Source organism: Candidatus Dependentiae bacterium (assembly GCA_020431705.1).
Lineage (GTDB): Bacteria > Babelota > Babeliae > Babelales > Vermiphilaceae > JAGQHQ01.
Genome location: JAGQHQ010000001.1, coordinates 70,788 through 91,439 on the forward strand (window position 1 = coordinate 70,788; position 20,652 = coordinate 91,439).

Annotated in this window: 18 protein-coding genes, 1 tRNA gene and 1 other RNA gene; 5 read left to right on the forward strand and 15 right to left on the reverse strand. The window is 36.3% G+C overall.

Annotated features, from left to right (window positions below; translation table 11 throughout):
• The first annotated feature begins 149 nt into the window (after positions 1-149).
• Both KC460_00320 and KC460_00325 read left to right on the forward strand, forming a co-directional pair.
• Positions 150-1,097, forward strand: a complete 948-nt coding sequence (locus KC460_00320) for a tyrosine-type recombinase/integrase (GenBank protein ID MCA9769800.1) — start codon at positions 150-152, stop codon at positions 1,095-1,097.
• On the forward strand, positions 1,094-2,821 hold the full coding sequence (locus tag KC460_00325) for a hypothetical protein (protein MCA9769801.1): 1,728 nt from the start codon (positions 1,094-1,096) through the stop codon (positions 2,819-2,821). Before KC460_00320 ends, KC460_00325 begins: the two co-directional genes overlap by 4 nt.
• A 66-nt stretch (positions 2,822-2,887) precedes the next feature.
• Here the strand turns inward: KC460_00325 and KC460_00330 are convergent, their stop codons facing one another.
• The 9 genes from KC460_00330 to KC460_00370 all read right to left on the reverse strand — a co-directional run bounded on the left by KC460_00330 (position 2,888) and on the right by KC460_00370 (position 10,069).
• Positions 2,888-3,322: a hypothetical protein gene (locus tag KC460_00330; protein ID MCA9769802.1), complete on the reverse strand. Its 435-nt coding sequence runs from the start codon at positions 3,320-3,322 to the stop codon at positions 2,888-2,890.
• Between the two features lie 78 nt (positions 3,323-3,400).
• The gene (rpsT, locus tag KC460_00335) at positions 3,401-3,673 is read right to left on the reverse strand and encodes a 30S ribosomal protein S20 (protein ID MCA9769803.1); all 273 of its coding nucleotides are present in this window, start codon (positions 3,671-3,673) and stop codon (positions 3,401-3,403) included.
• Positions 3,674-3,695: 22 nt separating this feature from the next.
• On the reverse strand, positions 3,696-3,899 hold the full coding sequence (locus KC460_00340) for a 50S ribosomal protein L28 (protein ID MCA9769804.1): 204 nt from the start codon (positions 3,897-3,899) through the stop codon (positions 3,696-3,698).
• Between the two features lie 193 nt (positions 3,900-4,092).
• Positions 4,093-4,893, reverse strand: coding sequence for an inositol monophosphatase (locus KC460_00345; protein MCA9769805.1), 801 nt, complete (start codon positions 4,891-4,893; stop codon positions 4,093-4,095).
• 20 nt (positions 4,894-4,913) lie between these two features.
• Positions 4,914-6,737, reverse strand: coding sequence for an ATP-dependent zinc metalloprotease FtsH (ftsH, locus tag KC460_00350; GenBank protein MCA9769806.1), 1,824 nt, complete (start codon positions 6,735-6,737; stop codon positions 4,914-4,916).
• A 93-nt stretch (positions 6,738-6,830) separates the two neighbouring features.
• Complete coding sequence (locus KC460_00355; GenBank protein ID MCA9769807.1) at positions 6,831-8,180, reverse strand: PD40 domain-containing protein; 1,350 nt, start codon at positions 8,178-8,180, stop codon at positions 6,831-6,833.
• Between the two features lie 10 nt (positions 8,181-8,190).
• A complete protein-coding gene (locus KC460_00360; GenBank protein ID MCA9769808.1) occupies positions 8,191-9,006 on the reverse strand; it encodes a TonB C-terminal domain-containing protein in 816 nt (271 codons plus the stop codon).
• On the reverse strand, positions 8,975-9,391 hold the full coding sequence (locus KC460_00365; GenBank protein MCA9769809.1) for a biopolymer transporter ExbD: 417 nt from the start codon (positions 9,389-9,391) through the stop codon (positions 8,975-8,977). The genes KC460_00360 and KC460_00365 overlap by 32 nt, the downstream gene beginning before the upstream one ends.
• A gap of 12 nt (positions 9,392-9,403) precedes the next feature.
• Complete coding sequence (locus KC460_00370) at positions 9,404-10,069, reverse strand: MotA/TolQ/ExbB proton channel family protein (GenBank protein ID MCA9769810.1); 666 nt, start codon at positions 10,067-10,069, stop codon at positions 9,404-9,406.
• 196 nt (positions 10,070-10,265) lie between these two features.
• On the opposite strand from KC460_00370, the gene KC460_00375 reads away from it, so the two are divergent.
• Positions 10,266-11,945 (forward strand): hypothetical protein, encoded by a 1,680-nt coding sequence (locus tag KC460_00375; GenBank protein MCA9769811.1) that lies wholly within the window; start codon positions 10,266-10,268, stop codon positions 11,943-11,945.
• An 85-nt stretch (positions 11,946-12,030) separates the two neighbouring features.
• Here the strand turns inward: KC460_00375 and KC460_00380 are convergent, their stop codons facing one another.
• Positions 12,031-13,431: an HD domain-containing protein gene (locus tag KC460_00380; protein MCA9769812.1), complete on the reverse strand. Its 1,401-nt coding sequence runs from the start codon at positions 13,429-13,431 to the stop codon at positions 12,031-12,033.
• A gap of 40 nt (positions 13,432-13,471) precedes the next feature.
• On the opposite strand from KC460_00380, the gene KC460_00385 reads away from it, so the two are divergent.
• Complete coding sequence (locus KC460_00385; GenBank protein ID MCA9769813.1) at positions 13,472-14,422, forward strand: DUF4097 family beta strand repeat protein; 951 nt, start codon at positions 13,472-13,474, stop codon at positions 14,420-14,422.
• A gap of 30 nt (positions 14,423-14,452) precedes the next feature.
• A complete protein-coding gene (locus tag KC460_00390; GenBank protein ID MCA9769814.1) occupies positions 14,453-16,291 on the forward strand; it encodes a thioredoxin family protein in 1,839 nt (612 codons plus the stop codon).
• Positions 16,292-16,331: 40 nt separating this feature from the next.
• On the opposite strand, the gene KC460_00395 is transcribed toward KC460_00390, so the two are convergent.
• From KC460_00395 to KC460_00415, 5 genes are all read right to left on the reverse strand, one after another.
• On the reverse strand, positions 16,332-16,685 hold the full coding sequence (locus KC460_00395; GenBank protein MCA9769815.1) for an HPF/RaiA family ribosome-associated protein: 354 nt from the start codon (positions 16,683-16,685) through the stop codon (positions 16,332-16,334).
• Between the two features lie 257 nt (positions 16,686-16,942).
• Positions 16,943-18,283 carry a ribosome biogenesis GTPase Der gene (gene der / locus KC460_00400; protein MCA9769816.1) on the reverse strand — a complete coding sequence of 447 codons (1,341 nt, stop codon included), beginning with the start codon at positions 18,281-18,283 and terminating at the stop codon, positions 16,943-16,945.
• Between the two features lie 18 nt (positions 18,284-18,301).
• Positions 18,302-20,206, reverse strand: coding sequence for a DNA polymerase III subunit gamma/tau (gene dnaX, locus KC460_00405; protein MCA9769817.1), 1,905 nt, complete (start codon positions 20,204-20,206; stop codon positions 18,302-18,304).
• A gap of 25 nt (positions 20,207-20,231) precedes the next feature.
• An RNA gene (ffs, locus tag KC460_00410) (signal recognition particle sRNA small type) lies at positions 20,232-20,327 on the reverse strand.
• Between the two features lie 227 nt (positions 20,328-20,554).
• Positions 20,555-20,646 (reverse strand) — tRNA-Ser (locus tag KC460_00415).
• Positions 20,647-20,652: the final 6 nt, after the last annotated feature.

Here is a 20,652-nt window from a genome sequence, read left to right on the forward strand (position 1 = left end):
TATATCTTTTTTCTTACATTTGACCGCCAACATATATACGTTTATTCTAACTTTCTTAGTTTAACTTCTTTCACACGTTTTTACTATCTTGCATAGCGCGATAGTATTAACTGTTGATAAAAAATTGCTCACACTTTATCATATCCACTATGAATTTAAAAAAGTTTAAGGAAAAGACTGAAGAGTTTTTGGTTCATTTAGAAGTGGAAAAAAATCTAGCACCCAATACGATACGCTCGTATTCGTGTGATTTGAATCAGTTTATTCGCTTCTGGTCTGACATGCGTGATATAGATAAAAAAGTTCTCGCACTACGTCAAATCATTGAGCGACACCTAGTTAGTTTATTTTATAAGAAAATCGATAAAAGTTCTATTGCACGTAAATTTTCGTGTTTCAAATCTTTTGAGCGTTTTTTGCGCACACAAGGCATCGTGCTTAACTTAAAATTGCAGCGACCCCGACTTGATAAAAAACTCCCTATTTATTTGAGTATTGATGAAATTAATTATTTGCTAGACAATATACCCATCAAAGACCTTCACACAAAAAAGCCACTGCGCGATACGGCTATTTTTGAGCTATTGTATGCAACCGGCATTCGTTGCTCAGAGTTAACCGCAATCAAACTTAAAGACATAGATTTGACAAATAAAACTATCCGCATTTGGGGTAAAGGCAGAAAAGAAAGAATTGTTCTGTTTGGTAGAAAGGCTCAAAAAAAATTACAAGATTACCTAACAAAGGAACGGAAATCTATAATGTCTCGAACCAAAAGTAAAAATATAAACAACAATGAACCGTTGTTTGTAAACAGTATTGGTGCGCCGTTGACAAGCCGTACAATACAACGAATTGTTAGTATGTTCAGAACATTTTTAAAGTTAGATAGACACATTACACCACACAAACTTCGCCATTCTTTTGCAACGCATTTATTAAATCAGGGAGCAGATTTACGTATAGTACAAGAACTGCTAGGGCATAAAACACTCAGTAGTACCGAAAAATACACCCATGTATCACTTGAAGAACTCGCTCGCATGTGTGACAATATACATCCAATCAATACGAGCTTAAAATGTGGTAAAAAATGATAACAACATCATACTCACTTTCTGATAATATTTTACGCATTATTATTATTGGATTTTTAATAGTGCTTCTTATTATTGCACGTCTCGTACAACTACAAATTCAAGAATCTGATATATTCTTTACTCGTAGTCAGAAAAATTTTTTGAAAATTGAATCGGTCCCACCGCTACGCGGCAACATCATCGCACATGATGGTACATTGCTTGCAACAAACCGCCCTGTTATTAATGTGTACTGGCAAGGAACAGGCTCCTGTCAATTACATGAAAACAATAAAAAAAATCTTAATACACTGGAAAAATTACTCGGTATATCGTTATTGGATAATAATGCATCTAGGAATGCTATTTATCACGCACAACGTTATTATAAAAAAGCGCTACTTGCCGAAGATATCACGTTTACTCAACTAAGCAAAATCGCTGAGCAATTCCCAAATGATCCCAATATTATCATTGATACACATTTTACACGTTTTTACCCATACAAATCATATGCAAGTCATATTCTAGGTGCTCTAGCTACATTAGAAGCTGGTACTGTTGGCACTATGGGACTAGAAAAATTATTTGAAAGTAGCCTGCAAGGGCAAAATGGAACATGTATAAAAAAAATAAATTCATTTGGAAGAAATCTAGCACAAATTGAACTCGATAAATCTTTGAGCGGAAAAACCATAACCACCACTCTTGATATACAATTACAAACAATTGTCGAACGAATTTTTCCGCAAAACCAAACAGGAACGTGTATCATCATGGATCCACATGATGGTTCGCTTAAGGCACTAGTTTCTCGTCCTGACTTCGATCCAACACTTTTTTTACAACCAATTTCAACCGAACGATGGAACACGCTACAAAAAAAGAATCCGTTTTTAAACAGAGCATTTAACGCATGTTATCCACCTGGATCAATTTTTAAATTGGTTACTGTAAGTGCTGCTATAGAAAATAATATTATTCCAGTAGAATCACTATGGGAATGCAATGGCTATACTATGTTTTGTAATCGCAAATATTGGTGCCACCGACATTATGGCCATGGACATCTAACAACACGCCAAGCGTTAGCACAATCATGCAATATTTTATTTTTCGAAATCGGCAAAAAAATTTCTATCAACCTTCTTGCTAATTACGCACATCGCTTTGGACTCGGCCAACCAACAGACATTCTCTTTCCAGAAAAAACCGGGTTGGTACCAACAACCGAATGGAAAGAACAAGTGAAGGGTGAACGATGGTGGACTGGCGAAACACTTTCTGCAACAATAGGCCAAAGTTTTTTACTTGTAAGCCCCATACAGATTGCACGAATGATTGCCAGTATTTTTACTGGTTATTTAGTCAAACCACGCATACTGAGCAATGAAGAAATTGAAATGCAACCACTGGCTATTGAACCAGAAACGCGATCATTCTTAAAAGACTCTATGAAAAAAGTGGTAACCAAGGGAACCGGACGACGCGTAAATACAATTAAAGACATCGAAATTTTTGCAAAAACAAGTACGGCCCAAACAAGTGATAAGAAAAAGCGACATCTTGGTAATCAATATCTTGAACATGGTTGGTTTGTTGCATATGTAAAGTATAAAAATGCACGCCCCTTTACGCTTGTTATTCTGATTGAACATGCTGGCGCGTCTCGCGTTCCCACTCTGGTTGCAAAGAATTTTTTAATTGAATACAAAAAAATGATTGATACTTGTTTAACTTAAATTTTTTAACAAAATACAAGTTTAAGTAATGCGATACTATCTAACTATGACACCACGAAGGCTATTTTATATATGCATCATAACGTATAGCCACATCGCCCAGTCAGCAATGCGAGTCGTTGATAATAATATGCTTTTGTTATACGATACATCAGAATCGACAAAATCCTTTGCAAGAGCATCTATAATCAGCCAACGCAAACCAGAAAAAATAAACCACGAAAATGGCCAAAGCCCTGCTTTGTCAGTTAAAGCACACACACCGCCGGTTACCCCACCAATAATAGTAGCAGGAATAACAGAAGTAGCATACTTTTTGAACAGGCTCTGCTTTTTTATATAATATGAGTTGTAGGTATAAGAAGGATTCGACTGTGAATAACAATATCCACATGATTTGTTTTTACCAAAAATAGGAGAAGAAATAAAAAAAGGAAAAAACAATAGATAAAAAGCAAAAGTAACCCGCCTTATCGGAGTATATAGAACGTACAATCTCACTTACAATCCTTGCAACGTCGCTGCATCAGCGTACACAAAAAGTTTTTACGAGCAAAAATCGTTACACAAAGTTAGTAACTACTTCTTTTCCTCTGCAGCAACTTTTTTTGCCAAGCGACTGACCTTACGCGATACTGTATTACGATGCATCGTACCTTTATTTTGTGCACGTGCTAATTTAGCTTCTGCTTCTCTAAGCAATACTTTAACACTCGCAATATCATCACCGCGCTCAAGTGAGTCTAACACTTTTTTTACCGCGCTTTTAATAGAGGATTTGCGAGCCCTGTTACGCTCTCTTTTGACAATCATTTGCTTCGCACGTTTTTTAGCTGACTTAATATTTGCCATTGACTAATCCTTGTAAAAAAACCTAAACAACTTTTTTAACTTTTCCTGCTTTCACACATCGAGTACATACCGCTGCACGATGTACCTTATTTTTTGGGTCATTGGCAAAACTAAAGCGCATTTTGTGTACATTTGGATACAGCCAACGCTTTGTTTTATTTTTCGCGTGACTCACGTGATTGCCAACTTGTGGCCTTTTATCGCAAACTTTACATATATATGCCATTATAAAACCTTTTCATGATTGACACACCAATAATCTCCATAAAACGGGACTTTACGTAATTACCCTTACATGGTACCAGAAATGCTTATTTTTTCAACTAAATGCTACGTTTTGTTATACTACACTCCTCTTTTTGAACTTTTGACCCCACATAAAGATTTGTCAGGTTTCATCGAAAAATCAATTTAAGCAATTATCCCTGAAGTAATACCAAGAGCTGCTTATGCGTTTCAGGACCAGCAGCAACAAAAGATTGATAATCTTTATCAATAAAATTACCTTGAAAATCAGTTACTATACCTCCCGCTTGTTTGATAATAAGCAAACCAGCAGCAATATCCCACCACGACAAATTCGTAAAAAACATGCCGTCTAGTCTTCCAGAAGCCACATAAGCAGTATCCAAAGCTGCAGCACCCAAATGGCGAAATGCATATGTTTTTGGTGCAATGCGACGAATATTATCAAGCATGTTGGTAAAATATTCATCTTTTACATAAGGTAGCCCAACAACAATAACACTTTTTTCAAGCACATGCTGATCAGAAATAACAATCTGCCGACCATTGCAATAAGCTGGCCCATCTTGGTATGCATAAAAAAATTCTTGCGTTATCGGTACATAAATACCACCCCATATTGGTACATCATTATGCGTAAGAGCAACAGAAATACAAAAATAGGGCAACCTGTGAATAAAATTAGTTGTACCATCAAGCGGATCTATCACCCAACAATACTCACTTGTACTTAAGCCACTTCTTCCCGACTCTTCGGCAAAAAAGGAAGCATGTGGAATAATCTTGCCCAACTCTTCGATAAGAAACAGCTCGGCTTCAATGTCTGCTTGTGTTACCAAGCCATGTTTCTTTTTTTCTCGAACATTGAGTGTGGTATTAAAATAAAATAACAATAAAGAACCGGCCTCATTCATGACCGGTTTCACAGTATGTGCAAGAGTAGAAACAATGGTATGTGGATCAGTTGAATACACTATACACCCGTACGTTCTGTCTAAAACTTATGCTCTACTCGTGGTTCAATACCCAATAATTCATATATTTCACTCGCATACAAAGTTTCTTTTTCAAGTAATGCATGTGCCAGGGTATCTAACTTATCACGAGCATCCTGCAGCAAATTTATCACCTGTTCTTGACTTGTATCAAGAATTTTTTGCACTTCAGCATCTATTTTTTCTGCTGTTTTTTGTGAATAACGAAAGTCCTGTTGCCCTTGAGAATAGACCACTGGCCCAAGCTCATCTGACATACCGTACTTACAAACCATGTTACGTGCAATAGCAGTTGCATTTTTAAAATCACTATACGCACCTGTTGCCATAGCATTGAATACCAGCTTTTCTGCCGCCCTTCCACCAAGAGAAACCATTATGGAACCAATCATTTCTTTTTTCGTTTTAGTATACTTTTCCCGCTCTGGCAAAGAATGTGTCACTCCTAGCGCTCTGCCTCGTGGAATAATAGTAACTTTATGTAACGGATCTGTATGTTCTGGCAACAGTAAACCAATAAGTGCATGGCCAGCCTCGTGATACGCCGTCATTTCTTTTTCTTTGTCAGAAAGCACAATCGTTTTTATTTCTTTACCTAGCAAAATTTTATCTCGTGCGTCCTCAAAATCCTGAATTTCAATTTCATTTTGACCTTTTTTTGACGCAATAATTGCCGCCTCGTTAATAATATTTGCCAAATCCGCACCAGAAAATCCTGGTGTTCCACGCGCAATTTTTTTCAAGTCAACTTCCGAGCAAAGCTTTACACTCTTTGCATGGAGAGTTAGAATTTGCTCACGACTGACTAAATCTGGATATGGCACCTCAACGCGTCTGTCAAAGCGACCTGGACGCAATAAAGCTTTATCTAACACATCTGGACGATTGGTTGCTGCTAAAATAATAACAGATCCGCCAGTTGTCTGAAAGCCATCCATCTCTGTCAAAAGCTGATTAAGCGTTTGCTCCCGTTCGTCGTGACCACCACCAAGACCGCTACCACGATGTCTACCAACTGCGTCAATTTCATCGATAAAAATAATACATGGCGCATTTTTACGCGCTTGCGCAAACAAATCACGCACACGCGCCGCACCAACACCTACAAAAACTTCTATAAAATCTGACCCACTAATACTAAAAAATGGACAGTTCGCTTCCCCTGCTACCGCTTTTGCAAGCAATGTTTTACCATTTCCTGGCTCACCTACAAGCAAAATACCACGTGTTATTTTTGCCCCAAGCCGTCTGTACTTCTCTGGATTTTTCAAAAAATCTACAATGTCTTGCAGCTCCTCTTTTGCTTCCGCAGCACCAGCAACTGAACCAAAATTTTCTTTAATAGTTGAAGGCATAAACATCTTTGCACGGCTTTTACCCATAGTGAAAATATTACTTCCACCGCCACCAGAACCACCCCTTTGGCGCATGAAAAACCATAGTGCTACCAATATAAGCGCTGCAAAGAGTGCAAACGGTATAATATACCACAAACTTATGTTTCCAGCTGTGCTTGCAACAGAAAACTCAACCTTATGTTCTTTAAATAAATCCCAGTTTTGAGGAATATCGGCAATAACTGTCTCAAACTTGCTACCATCACGCAAAACACCATACACGTCATTACCGGAAACGTGCACCATTTTAACTTTATCTTGTTCAACCTGCTTTAAGAAAGTAGAATACGGAACAGTAGTCACAGTGCGTGTATACTCAGTCAACTTTACCAATAATATTAAACAACCAATAAAAATAATTGCCGCAATAATCAAATTTTTAGGCCCGCCCTTAAAATAATTCGGCCTTCTTATTTTTTTGTTCATGAAATTTCTTTATACCTCTATATGATATGAAATATGATTTGCGTATTGTGTTTACGATTATAATAAAAACAATACAAACTGTCGATAGCCAAATCAGCTTGTTATGGGGAAACTTATATATGTTGGGGACCAGTGTGGATAACTACATGCAGCTCTCTGGCTTGTAATAAAACGATATTTCTTTGTGTGTAAGCTAAAGAAGGCAATCCTATTAGAGTGACCTTTACTCAGATTAAAGATCACATGATTGCCACACGGAGACCAGGATGCCTCCTGCTTGTTACCAGGATCGAATGTTAACTGTATGTGCTGTTTGGTATTGTTATCATATAGCATGAGTTGCATCACACCGTTTACCATTTTGCTATAGATAAGTTGATCTGTTTTGTGGCAATATGCAGGCGCTGCGCAGTACCCCCCACTAGTAATACACGTCTGCTTTTTTGTTATTAAATCATATGTATAAATTTGTGGATAACCAGTTTGAAAGTCAGAACAGAAATAAAGTTTATTACCATCACCGGAAAAGCTTGGTGAAACATTATTACCACTATTATGCGTAATTCGTTTAAACTGCCCTTTTTGATAATAATAAATTTGACAGTTTCCAGTACCACGCGACGCACAATACACAACTTTTTTTCCATCCCTAGAAAAAGCCGGCAACATATTTAAACCATCAAAGCTAGAGGCCACCTTACGCTTTCCTTTCATATTGGCAACCATAAGCCGCATATTCTCATTTGTTGACTCAGAATAAAATAAAAGCGGATATCGTAAATCATTATTCCAACGAGGTGCAACATTTACCGTCGGCGTTTTGATAAGAACTCGTTCATGAGATCCATCGTAATCAGCAACACAAATATGTTTAATCCGCGCTTTATGTCTATTACGCTTCAAAATTCCCTCTTTACAATAAGAAATCTTTGTAGAAAAAAAGCCTTCTTGTCCAATAATTTTCGGCCACAATTGATCTGCAATTGCATGCGCCCACCTTCGCACAACCTTACCTGAGATGTCATATGTATTGTGCGCCACTAGCTGGCTGCTACTTGTGTCATACAGCCACCAAACAATACTACCTTGTTTATGGCCATACTTAATCACTACAGCTAAGGAACAATCCTTTTGCATACAATGCGTTAAAAATTGTTTATACGTTGTCAGCTTTTTTTGTACAGTAGAAACCTCAATTTGCCCAGTAAACGACAGGTCTTTTTCAAGAATTTGAGCAACAGCTTGTAGATCCTGTGTTTTTACTCCTTCATCCAGCACGATAATCATCATACCTATTTTTTGTTCCTGTTGCTTGGCAGCAATAGTTACCGTAATAGAATCAGTATGTTTTTCATTAGTACAAGAAACTTCGGCTTTCAGTAAGTATATTGCCAAAATAAGCAAAAAATAGATCGCGTACGACAATTTTTTTTCATTTTTCATGCTTATCTCTCTATTGTTTAAATGTGATACAAAATTTTTTGCCATGCGCCCATAATGGTAATGTAAGTTGTGTAAGTGCTGTCCGCGCTGAAACATCATATAATAACACACCGGATGATTTACTCACTTTCGTTTCAGTAACATGACCTTTATCATTAATTGTTAATGTCACCTGACACAGCAAATTTTTTGGCAATCCAACAGGCGGTTTCCATATCATACTCACTTCTTTTTGTATTCGAGCCTGCATTTGTAACAACGCTAGCTCTTGCCTGCCAGCATACACTCTTTGAGAGATTATACCGACATTCTTCTTAGTAGTTTTTACTCCATTATATGCTACACTACTATTTTTATCAGTAATTTTTTGCTTTTTATTTTCAGTCTTCCCCTTACTTCTTTCAACCGTTTCTTTTTTTATTAGTATCTCTTTTACTGGTTTTTTCCTAATCACGTTTTCTTTGTTAATTGTGGTCTTGTTATTTTTAACAATTGCTTTAGGTTTTACCTTTTCTTGTATTATCTCAGGATTTTTTTTAGCAAGGACCTTTCCTGTTTCTTCTTTTTTCTGCGATAATTTTTTTGTATCAACTTTCATGAATACCGCTTTTTCCTTACTAATTTTTTTATAAAGAGGTAAGAAAACAACTTGCACGTTATTATTCAATGCGTTGGCATTAATCGTTAATTGGTAAGGACACAACGTGCACATTTGTACAAATGAAATTCCTAAAAAAACTAACAGGTGTAAGATCGTACATGCAATAAATAATCGTAGTAAGAAAAAATACCGCTTAGGCCACCTTTTTAGTTGCCAAGGCCACATACTTGATACCCCCTACCACTTTAATTTTATCAACAAGCTCAAGAACCGTTCCATAATTTACTGCACGATCACCTTTTACATATACTACTTTACTCTCCGCTTTCCCTACTGCTTGTTTGAGTTGTGCTATTAATATATTTTCATTATACGGTACCCCATTAAAAAATAGAGTTCCTTTACTATCAACATATACTATCAAGTCTTGTTGAACATTAGCATCTTCTTTTGCCTTGCCAGAAGGTAAATCAACTTTAATAGCATTGTGCATCATTGGCGCAGTAATCATGAATATAATGAGCAATGTTAATGCTGTATCTATAAGTGGCGTTAATGATATTTCTGGCATACTAGGAACTGAACGCCGACGACGCTTTAATTTACGCATAGCACCTCCTAATTACGTTAAAAAGCGTTCTACCAAACAACGATATGCATCACTCAAATTAAGCAGCTGAGACTCTAACCGATTTATTTGAACACTTAAATAGCTAAACATAACAAGCGCTGGAATGGCAACTACAAGGCCAAAAAACGTTGTTATTAATGCTTCTGCAATACCGGGAGCGATACTTGCAATATCAGCAGATTGCTGTTGACTAATACCAATAAAAGCTTGAATAAGACCCCATACCGTCCCAAAAAGTCCCAGTAGAGGAGAAATATTAGCACACGTTGATAAAACAGGTAAATAAGACTCCTGACGATATACTATATCCTCAATTACTGCATCCATATACTCTGACATGCGGTCAAAATTAGCCTCTTGTCGCTTTTCTAATAAATCTTTAAGAAAAAGGAGGTTTTGTGTCAAAAAATAACCCGGAATCGTTCCTGCATACCCTGAGGCTATAGCACTCATTTCCTCAAGACTTTTTGCCTGCTTTATCAAGCGAGATACGGTGCACATATGCCTTTTTTTAAGCCGTAAAAGTATTAATTTATAAAAAAAAATAGTCCAACATAAGATTGACATTATCAGGAGAATGATCAAGACCACCTTACTGATCATATCAGCCTGTAAAACAAGCTGCCAGAGGCCATTACCAAATAGCATTTTCAACATAATATGTCCTTTATATTCAACTTTTTTATATTATACTCCACCCATAGCCTATCAAAATGAAGCCCCCTTTGGAACCGTTACTTTCTTCTTGACACCCTCGCAAGAAATGTTACAATTAGAATAAATGAAGGCGGTCGCATTATTACAGTTAGTGTGGCTTTTGTACGCAATTTGTACATAAATGGAGGTAAATATAATGAATACAGGAAAACAACTATTTACAAGCTTTTTTCTTGCTACTACGCTTAGTTTTTGCGTAGCAAGCCCAGCTTATGCCTTTGGCGTTCCCAAAGTATCACTTAGCCTGAGAAGTATCATAAACAGCGTTGTTGGGTACTTTATCAGTAGTAATAACACTACCGATAAAAAAATTACACCTGTCATTAATCAATCTAATAATCAAGATCCTCACAAAGAAGCAAAAAAACTAAACTTAGAACAAATATTTAATTCGGACACAAATAAGCATGCTCATGTAAAAATTGAAAAAATGCCTATTAAAGAAACAACAATGGCAGTGCGAAAAACAGTAGAAAAATATAAAGTTAAAATAGTTAAAAATAATGATGAAATAAACAGAAAACCTGTTATTACTGTAAAAGAAAAATCACTAGAAAACGTAAGTGCTATTAGTATACATGTTTATGACTTAAGTCTAGCTGCTGTTCATCAGAACGGCCATACATGTGGCCCACACAGTGTTAAAAACAACAAAGCTGTTTTAATGTACTTGAAAGATGGCAATACCGTTGAACTAGAGAAAGCCCTGCAAAATCATCCATTACGCAAGCAAGAAGGATGTGATGCAAGTGAGTTAAAAGAAATCGCGCAAGAAGTAGAAAAAATTCAAGACCAATTAATTTGTATTGGTAACTTGAACGAAAACTTTGATCATGCTATCGATAAAAAATTAGATCAAGAACATAAAGAAACTAAAACTATTGATTACTTTTACGGCCATGAACCAGAGCTGCTGAAGAAGTTAATTGATGCAATCAAAAACAAAAAATCAATTTCTGTAGCATTTTCTCTGGGCACAATGAAACACTATAGAGCAGTAGATAAAAAGTGTGCTAACAATACATGTAACCACTGTCCACAGCGAAACAAAGCAATCGTTGACGAATACGGTAATCTCAAAAAATGTGAGCACCGCGAAGAAACTGATTCGAACGGCAAGGTACATAAAAATATATGCTGCAGATGTCAAAAAGATCGCACTGATTATGGTCACTGGACTGGATTGATAATAGACATTAATAAAGAAGGTAACATAAAGTACTTCTATATAGATTCAATACATGGTAGTTCAGATTATCGAGATAAAACTATTACTAAACTTAATTCCTTCTTGAGTAAGATTGCACAAGAAAATGATTTTGGAAAAGTTGAATTTGCTGTAAAAAAAACAACTATAGTACAAAAAGTTCAAGCTTTACATCAGCAAAAATCAGACAAATTCAAGCGAACTGTATTGATGAAATCATCTACCGATGCGGCTCGTTTTGGTACTTCATTAGAAGAACAAAAAGAGGCCTTCGCCTATTATGAAGGACTAAGAACGCAGTCCATTAATACACAAAATGATGAGCAAATCGCTCGTGAGATTGCAGCACAGGAAATAAAACAACACGATCGAGATAAACAAGAAAAAGAAGATGCAGCTTATGCTCGTAGTTTAATACAGCAAGATACATCTCATAGCATAGTAAAACCAGTAGAGCATGACACAACAAAAACAAGAGACAAAAAAAGCTTAGCTCAGCGTGCACAAAAATATAAAGAGTATGCTCGAATTTCGAATGCCAATCCATTAGAATTGGCGCTTGCTTACAACGATACCGAAATGGCTAACTATCTTCTTGATAATCAATAAAAAGCTAGAAGACAAGTAAAGGTATTAAAGATTTAGGGAAGCGCACAAAAATGTGCACTTCCTTTTTTTATACTCAATAAAAAAACTACTCAAGTACTCGTTTCTTTAATTCCTCTTTATCTTTAATACCTTCTTCCAGCTGAATATCATAGGCTCGCTTTAATATATTGCCCATATACGGACCAGGTTCAATCACATCAAGCAAATCTCTCCCTTGCAATACTGGAGCCTCTACTTGATCAAGAACGTTCAATTCTCGTGATTTTTGGATAAATTTTGCAATATCCTCATCATCGTGTGCAAGTGGTTCAGAATTTTTTGGATTACGGCCACGCCTATCAGCAATCTTGAGTTTAGCTAACATGAAAAGCGTAGCATATGGCGCAAGTTTATTGGCCAATCGTTTATACGCTGCTGACGTAGCATTGGCTGAAATAAATTGTGAAGGCTGCATGTGATACTTAACTAATTTTGGAACAGCGTCTACAAGCTCTTTGTTGTGCGTAATACGTTCAAGCATACACTGAGAAAGCCTATAACCCGCATCTTCATGGCCTAGACTTCTGATAATACCGTCAATTGTTTTTGTTGTTTCAGTCTTACCAATATCATGGCACATCGCTGCATATATTACCACAAGTTTTTCCCAATCTGTTTCATATTCAAGCGCAGCTGCAGCATCAAGTGATTGCATACTATGCTCAAAAACATCGCCTTCCGGATGCCATCTAGGCTCTTGTGGAACACCAACAGTTTTAGCAAGCTCAGGCAATATTCCTTTTAAGCGACCAATTTCTTTAAGCCAGCGAATTCCCAATGATGGACGTTTTGATTTTAAAAACAGCTTTTCAAACTCCATTTCAATACGTTCAGTTGAAACAGCACTAATATCCATACTTCTACAAAGAGCATTCAACTGATCATCTACTTGCATCTCAAATCGGCCAATAAATTGCATCACCCGAAAAAGGCGTAATGGATCATCAACAAAAAAATATAAATCTGTTGCTCTTAATATATTGTTCATAAGATCTTTTTGACCATTAAACGGATCTAAAAGCTCACACGTTTTAAGATCAATACCCATCGCATTTATCGTCAAATCACGTCGCCTAAATGCTTGTGTAATTCCCATATAGGGATCTATCTCGACTATCGGTTTTCGCCCAGCAGTATCTATTCGCGGCAATGACCAATCAATATCCAAACCGTGAATACGCAAAACACCAAAAGCTTTACCAATCAAACTCACTGTGCCAAAGACACTCAACAAGGCTTCAAGATCTTTCAGCGCAACTCCATGAACTTCTATATCCAAGTCTTTTATTGGTAAATCAAGTAATAAGTCACGAACGGCACCTCCCACCAACAAAGTACGCCCATTTTTTGTATCAATTGCTTTTACAATATCCTTTACACGTGGGTATTGTATTAATACCTTTTCTAATTTTCTTTGAATTATAGAATCTATTTTTGTAGAATTCATACACATCCACAGCAATTTATCATCATACAATGAGGTTATCATGAATAAAATATATATCTACCAGACGATAGCACTTATAAGCTATCTTATAGCAATGCCGCAGACAAGTGTGGCTTTTTCAGTACGTAGATCACTCAACACAATGGTTTCATTTATTATGCCAAGCAAATGGGAAAAACAAACAATACAAAAAACATATGCACTAGGAGCTAAGGGCATAATTACCATAAACAACAGCGATGGCGATATTTATGTTTCTACATGGAGTAAGCCAACAGTCGATTTAAAAGTAGTAAAAAAAACACTAAAAAAAGAACAATTACAACTGATTCATATAAAAGATATACAGCATAAAAATACCCTTACACTAACAACTGTATGCCTCGATCAAAAAAATAAAAATTTTCATGTTGATTTTCATATTACCATTCCGCACAATACTGGCATTACCGTCTCAACAGGCGTTGGAAATATAAAAACAAAAAAAATTACAGGTAGAGCTCATCTAACAACACAGCAAGGTAATATCGAAATTGACCAAACCCATAGCACAGTCATTGGAACTACCACTCAAAAAGGAGATATTCGAATAAAAGAAGCATACAACAATATAAAGTTAACAACTAAAAAAGGAAATATTACCGTTGACGAGGCACGCGGTAGTGTTTTAACTGCAACAGATAGTGGACACATAAAAGTGCATAGCAAAAGTGTTCCTCCAATAAGCAAAATTAATCTAACTAGTACATGTGGTAATATTCAATTATGGTTACCGCACGAAACAAATGCTGATTTACACGCACGCACAACTTACGGCACCTTTACCTGCCAACACCACGTCACAATAAAACCATTTACTACACAACTTGACAAAAACGCATGGAGAAAATTTAAAAAAGAAATTGACGGCACCTTAGGCACTGGTGAAGCACAAATCACACTCACATCAAACAAAAGCAACATCAAAATTATGAAATTAAAAAAATCTTAATCTAACACGTGAACAACGGTGAAGGTGATAATGAAACACACTCCCATTATAGTAACAACTTTTCTATCGTTTTGTTCTTTATCAGCAATTTGCTTAGCAAAACCTCACATTACGTACACACCTATCGATCATAAAAAAACAACGATAACTATTACTATCCCATTACATACTGGCGACTATGCATATAAAGACTATCTTGACTTTTCTGTCGATCATCCAGCAATCACACTTTCTGAATGGAAAGCAAACCAATTCACCGTTCAAAAGTATGACCCACACTTCAAAGAAAGGAAAAAAGTATTTACCAAACCACTAAAAATTACTTTTGATGCATTTGTAGACGACACAATTTCTGTTGATGACGCATATCTACACATGACGTACTATCTTAAATCAGAAAAAAAATTAACCAAAACAGTTTTTCCTTTACGCTTACATACAACAGTACATCACACACAAAACAACCTGCATCAGAACTCTTTTCCAGAACGTTCCTTTAAAATTCAGCAAGAACAAATAGCAAATTCGCACACAAATAATGTATTAAACAAAAGCATTGATATACCAACACCGGAACAACATACAACATCTACATATACTACATCTTCACACTCTGGAACGCACACACCACTTTCTTCTCGCATTTCAAACATAATACAAACAACACAATCCCCTTGGATACGAACACTATTAGTTTTTGTGCTCGGTCTACTGCTAAGCTTAACACCCTGCATTTACCCTATGATTCCAATAACTGCCGGCATTTTGCAAACACAAGGAGGATCATCGGTACTACGCAACATACTTCTTTCTTCAAGTTATACGTTAGGTTTAGCAATAACATTTTCTCTCCTTGGCATGTTGGCTACATTTACAGGAAATTTTTTTGGTGCATTTTTGGGACATCCAATAATTATTATTAGTTTTACTCTATTACTCTTATATCTAGCAGGTTCAATGCTTGGTTTATACACAATGTATATACCACCATTTATGAAACCAAAACAAAAAAAAATATATGGTGGCTCACTATGTTCTGCTTTTTGTTTTGGTGCCGTAAGTGGAACGATCGCATCGCCATGCGTTTCTCCGGGTCTTATTGTTATATTAAGTTTAGTTGCGCAACTTGGCTCGCTCTTTTTAGGTTTTATACTATTATTTGCTTTTGGCATTGGACTGAGTATGCCGTTGATGATAATTGGTTCCTTCTCTGGATCATTAAATATTTTGCCACAGACCGGCCCCTGGATGCTTGAGATAAAACAACTTTTTGGTTTCTTGTTGGTAGGTATGTGCTTATACTTATTACAACCCCTTACACCCTTTTATATTATCTTATGGCTCTTGGCTGGTTTTGTCGTTGTTGTTGGTATTACACACTTTATCACTCGCTCGCAAGACTCGAACATATTGCGTTTGATAAAAAATAGCATTGGTTTCTGTTTACTTGCAAGCTCTCTTCTTATAGCTTTTAAAGCCTACCAAACCACATATCCACAACAAATTCAAAATAAAATAACTTGGCACACAGACTACTTTGCTGCACTTGAGCAAGCACAAAAAAATCATAAAAAATTATTGGTTGATATTGGTACACCTTTTTGCTCATTGTGCAGAACAATTGATAAACGTATCTTTTGTAACACCAATGTCCAAAATTGTCTGCAAAATTGTATTTCAGTAAAAATAGATGCTTCTAATACAAAGAATAGCTATTGTAAGCTACTACAAAAAAAGTATGGTATTATTGGGTTTCCCACTGTATTACTTATCGAACCAAACACTCAAAATGTATTAAAACAGTGGGGGAACGAGTTATACAATAAAACAACAGAGCAATTCACTTCTGAGATACAGCCACTTTTATAAACCCTAGTTTTATAACTCGTATTAAGATTTATCAATAAAACTAACGCTGCTTTTTAAACTCATCTTTACGGCCACGAGTTTTACGTGCATCACGTTTTTCGCGCTTGTTTTCTTCTCTCAACTTCAAGTACATTGTATCAATTACACGGTCAAGCACATCATAAAAACCAGTACCTTTATACTCATAGTGAGTTATCTCATCAAAACGTGGAGTCCTCACTCGTAGTTCAATACGATGATGCTCTCTTACTCTTGATGGCTCAAAAATCAAATCAATATAAATTGGTGGACGTTCACTATGTAAGAACTCTTCTATTTTTGCCAATTGCTGATTAGCATATGCTTCTATTTCTGAAGATTTCTCTATATTTCGAAACGTAATGCGCTTGTTCATAAGTTCTCCTTACTCCTTATAGATATATTTTTATATATAGCTTCAGAGTAACGCAATCTATAGCCAGATACAAGAAGGATGGTGTATCTATTTGTCGTTTATTGCACAAATTTTTTTATCTCATAAAAGTTAACTTTTTATTAGAAAATTATAAAAAAAATGAATCACCAACATGATCTTGCTCAATTAAAACATGTATTATCCTTACTACTTAAATTTTGCATATATTAAATTGTATAATGAAAAAAAAGAAAAACCTATTTACTTGATTTCTTACGAACAGCAAATTGTACCGGTACCCCTTGCAGATCATACTTTCTACGCATAACACCCTCAAGATATGCGAGTTGACTTGGACCAAACCAATCGGGTTGATTTACACGCAGAGCAACAGTAATTGGAGCTGTTTTAACTTGTTTTGCATAAATAAGTTGCAAGGGCTGTGTCTTATAAAAATGTTGACGGCGATAAAATGCATCTTTAAAAAGCATCGTGAGTTCTTGGCCAGAAAACTTTTGTGTATAACGCTGCCATACTTTTTTGAGCAATGGCATAATTTTACCAATATTTTTACCGGTTTTACACGAAATATTGAGCGTATGAATCTTATTAATTAAATAGTTGTATGGCTCTAGATTAAATTGTAAATTATGCTCAATTTCTTCATCAACTAAATCTTGCTTGTTAAATAAAATAACAAGCGCTTTGCCCTGCTCAATTACATAAAAAGATAGTTTTAGTTCTTGGTCTGATAAACACCCCTCAGAGGAATCAACTAATAGTAACACAATATGAGCATTTTCAAGTGCACGAAATGCTGTCTTGACCATCATCGTTTCTAATGGCTCGTCAATTTTTCTTCTCCTGCGAATTCCCGGCGTATCGATTACCAAAATATCTTCATGATAAAATGATATTTTCTCGCCAATAGCTTCTCTTGTAGTTCCCGGTATATCAGCAACTAGCGTACGCTCTTCTTGCAGCAATAAGTTAAGTAACGATGACTTACCCACATTTGGTTTGCCAAGTAATACAACTTTATAATCAGCACTCTCTTTTGTTACCTCGTACTCATCTTCAATGGCTCCTGCCTGCGGTAATACTGCTACCGATGCATCAAGTAAGTCACCAATAGCTATACCGTGAGTGGCAGAAATAAAAAACATAGTATCAAAACCAAGTGTTTTAAACTCATATTCATACTCTTTTGCTTTACTACTATCAGCTTTATTAACCGCTAAAATAACTGGCTTACCTATTTTGTGAAGCTCTCTTGCTATTGCACGATCATGTGGCAATACACCAACCGTAGCATCACACATAAACACAATAACATCTGCTTGCTCTATACCAGCACGTGCCCGTGCAGAAACTGCTTTTGCCAAAATATCATCTGTTTTACCAACTTGCACACCACCAGTATCGACAAGCTCAAAAGACTTACCTTTCCAACAGGCAATATCACGCATAATATCACGCGTTACCCCCGCATAATCAAAGGTCAAACTTTTAACATCGACAGAAAGACGATTAAACAATGTTGATTTACCAACATTTGCACGTCCAATAATAACAATTTTTGATATTTTTTTGGCCATTATAACCTCCCTTTATACTTATGCTTGTATTATCTCTTTGATAGTGCCAGAAAAATGTTGCTGCAACAGGCAAACTTGTGGCCACTTATTCGTATCAGACACATCAATTGCACTTAAAGTAACTGGAATCTTTCCTAAATACGTTTTTGTGCCTTGGCCACCGAGAGATCCAAAAAAACGATACGAAGAACCGCCACCACCACTTCCATACGTCATTCGCTTAGATTTTTGTTGTGATATTATTGTCCGCGGTGTCTGCATTGGCACAAAAACTGGTGTTACTCTTTCTTGTTTTTGTTCAACACACCTCACTTCAATTGGCTTAGGATCAACACTATTGAAAACAGAATTTAGAACAATATTCATCCCAAAACAACTATTTACTAACGGCTGCCAAATGGCACTAGTTTGCCCTAGCAGTTCTTTAAAAAAAATAAACTGCTTTGGAAAAGAAATTGTCAATTTTGCACTCACACTATCAAACGCAGTAAACATCGCTTGTTTAAAAATTGAAAGTGCGAGTGGATCATTTTTTTGTTCAAGTTCTTGTAAAAACAATTCCCAGGATGTAAACCCAATAGCACTTGACACATCATCAGTTAACCTACCAGCCAATGCTTTAACAAAGTCGGAATTCTGTACTTTTTTTTTGTTGCCATCGATAGGTTTAAGCTCTTCTTCTAGTTCATCAACACGGTCACTCTCCTCAACATCATCTTCATAGTCTTCATCATCTAAACCTTCAGTCGGCATAGATAAAACTTGTGTGCCAGAGGCAGAACCGGAACCGCTATTATTATTTTTTTTATTTTTTTGACATGCTTGTAATAAGATCATTTCAAGTACACCATATTGATCACTTGCTTTGAGAAACAAATGCTCATTACTGTATAATTGATTGAGTAAATCATTAATTTGTAGCCACGAAGTACTCGCAACAATGTCTTTAAGAGCTTCATGATACTCTATAAAGTGCTGTGGCCTCACCCCATGCTTAAGCCATAGTGCTGAGCGCACACAATTGATAAATGTCCGCCAGACAAATGTCGCATCATAAAGGCTAAGTGATTTTTTTTGTAAAAACTCCAAAAGCTCTACAGGACTTTTATGCAATACCATATTGAATAATTCGATCAAACATGCATCATCAACATAACCAAGCACCGATTGTACAGCTTCTTGTGTCACTTTTTTTGTAGCAAAACGAACTTGCTCCAAAATATTGAGCGCATCTCGAGCGGAACCATCAGTTTGTGCAATAATCAATTTAAGAGCTGTTGTATCATATGCAATTTCTTCTTGCTCACATATATGTACCAAATGATTAAGTAACGGTCTCATTTCAATGGGTTTAAAAAAAAGCTGAAAACAACGAGAACGAACTGTTTCAATAATTTTTTCCGGATCAGTTGTAGCCAAAATAAATAATACTGATACTGGAGGCTCTTCTAAAATTTTTAAAAAAGCATTAAATGCTGCTTTGCTCAGCATGTGTGCTTCATCAATCAAATAGACTTTTTTACGTCCCATAATCGGCAGTAATGATGCTGCATCAACAATTTGCCGTACATTGTCAACACCAGTATGAGAAGCCGCATCCATTTCAATAAAATCTGGATGCTTGCCAGCTCGCAATGCTACACATGACGCACACTCAAGGCACGGAATAATGTACTTTTTTGGATTTTTCTGAAAATCAGATAATTTTTCACAATTAATTGCAGCAGCAAAAATACGAGCTGTAGTTGTTTTTCCACAACCTCGTTGACCCGAAAAAAGATATACAGGAAAATAGTGATCTTTGTATAGACTATTTTTAATGATTTTTAACGCAAGCTCTTGCCCAACAACCTCATCAAAGGTTTGTGAGCGCCACTTGCGTGCGAGATTAAGCTGTACATCTGCTCGTTTTAGTGTATTCATTGTTTTTATTGCCTAATGTCCCTAGATTAAATGGGAAGCGGGTACAAAAATAAGTAAACTTCTGCTGCTTCCTTTCGGACCTGACAGGCTGAGAAACCCATTTTTTACTCACTTCCCAATCTTTTAGACCACCACTGAATGAGGTATAATTTTCACCCTAAAACCCAATAACACACCTATTTTAGCACTTTTTTAACTGGAGAGCTAGCCAAATTTTGCAAAAATACATCTTGTTGCATAACCACAGTACTAGGTAAACAAATATCCTTTTGCTCTATCAGCAATAGGACCAATTAATTTTTGCGAAAAATTTATCTATTTCTATCGCAAGGCCTAATAAAGGTAAACTGGTGGAGAGAGAGGGATTCGAACCCTCGATGCCCCTTACGAGACATACACACTTTCCAAGCGTGCTCTTTCAACCACTCAGACACCTCTCCGAGTCG

What these genes read in the sequence shown, in the direction of transcription:
- KC460_00320 (MCA9769800.1), top strand. Translation starts at nt 150, where the DNA reads ATGAATTTAAAAAAGTTTAAGGAAAAGACTGAAGAGTTTTTGGTTCAT.
- KC460_00325 (MCA9769801.1), top strand. Translation starts at nt 1,094, where the DNA reads ATGATAACAACATCATACTCACTTTCTGATAATATTTTACGCATTATT.
- rpsT (MCA9769803.1), bottom strand. Translation starts at nt 3,673, where the DNA reads ATGGCAAATATTAAGTCAGCTAAAAAACGTGCGAAGCAAATGATTGTC.
- KC460_00340 (MCA9769804.1), bottom strand. Translation starts at nt 3,899, where the DNA reads ATGGCATATATATGTAAAGTTTGCGATAAAAGGCCACAAGTTGGCAAT.
- ftsH (MCA9769806.1), bottom strand. Translation starts at nt 6,737, where the DNA reads ATGAACAAAAAAATAAGAAGGCCGAATTATTTTAAGGGCGGGCCTAAA.
- KC460_00355 (MCA9769807.1), bottom strand. Translation starts at nt 8,180, where the DNA reads ATGAAAAATGAAAAAAAATTGTCGTACGCGATCTATTTTTTGCTTATT.
- KC460_00360 (MCA9769808.1), bottom strand. Translation starts at nt 9,006, where the DNA reads ATGTGGCCTTGGCAACTAAAAAGGTGGCCTAAGCGGTATTTTTTCTTA.
- KC460_00365 (MCA9769809.1), bottom strand. Translation starts at nt 9,391, where the DNA reads ATGCGTAAATTAAAGCGTCGTCGGCGTTCAGTTCCTAGTATGCCAGAA.
- KC460_00370 (MCA9769810.1), bottom strand. Translation starts at nt 10,069, where the DNA reads ATGTTGAAAATGCTATTTGGTAATGGCCTCTGGCAGCTTGTTTTACAG.
- KC460_00375 (MCA9769811.1), top strand. Translation starts at nt 10,266, where the DNA reads ATGAATACAGGAAAACAACTATTTACAAGCTTTTTTCTTGCTACTACG.
- KC460_00380 (MCA9769812.1), bottom strand. Translation starts at nt 13,431, where the DNA reads ATGAATTCTACAAAAATAGATTCTATAATTCAAAGAAAATTAGAAAAG.
- KC460_00385 (MCA9769813.1), top strand. Translation starts at nt 13,472, where the DNA reads ATGAATAAAATATATATCTACCAGACGATAGCACTTATAAGCTATCTT.
- KC460_00390 (MCA9769814.1), top strand. Translation starts at nt 14,453, where the DNA reads ATGAAACACACTCCCATTATAGTAACAACTTTTCTATCGTTTTGTTCT.
- KC460_00395 (MCA9769815.1), bottom strand. Translation starts at nt 16,685, where the DNA reads ATGAACAAGCGCATTACGTTTCGAAATATAGAGAAATCTTCAGAAATA.
- der (MCA9769816.1), bottom strand. Translation starts at nt 18,283, where the DNA reads ATGGCCAAAAAAATATCAAAAATTGTTATTATTGGACGTGCAAATGTT.
- dnaX (MCA9769817.1), bottom strand. Translation starts at nt 20,206, where the DNA reads ATGAATACACTAAAACGAGCAGATGTACAGCTTAATCTCGCACGCAAG.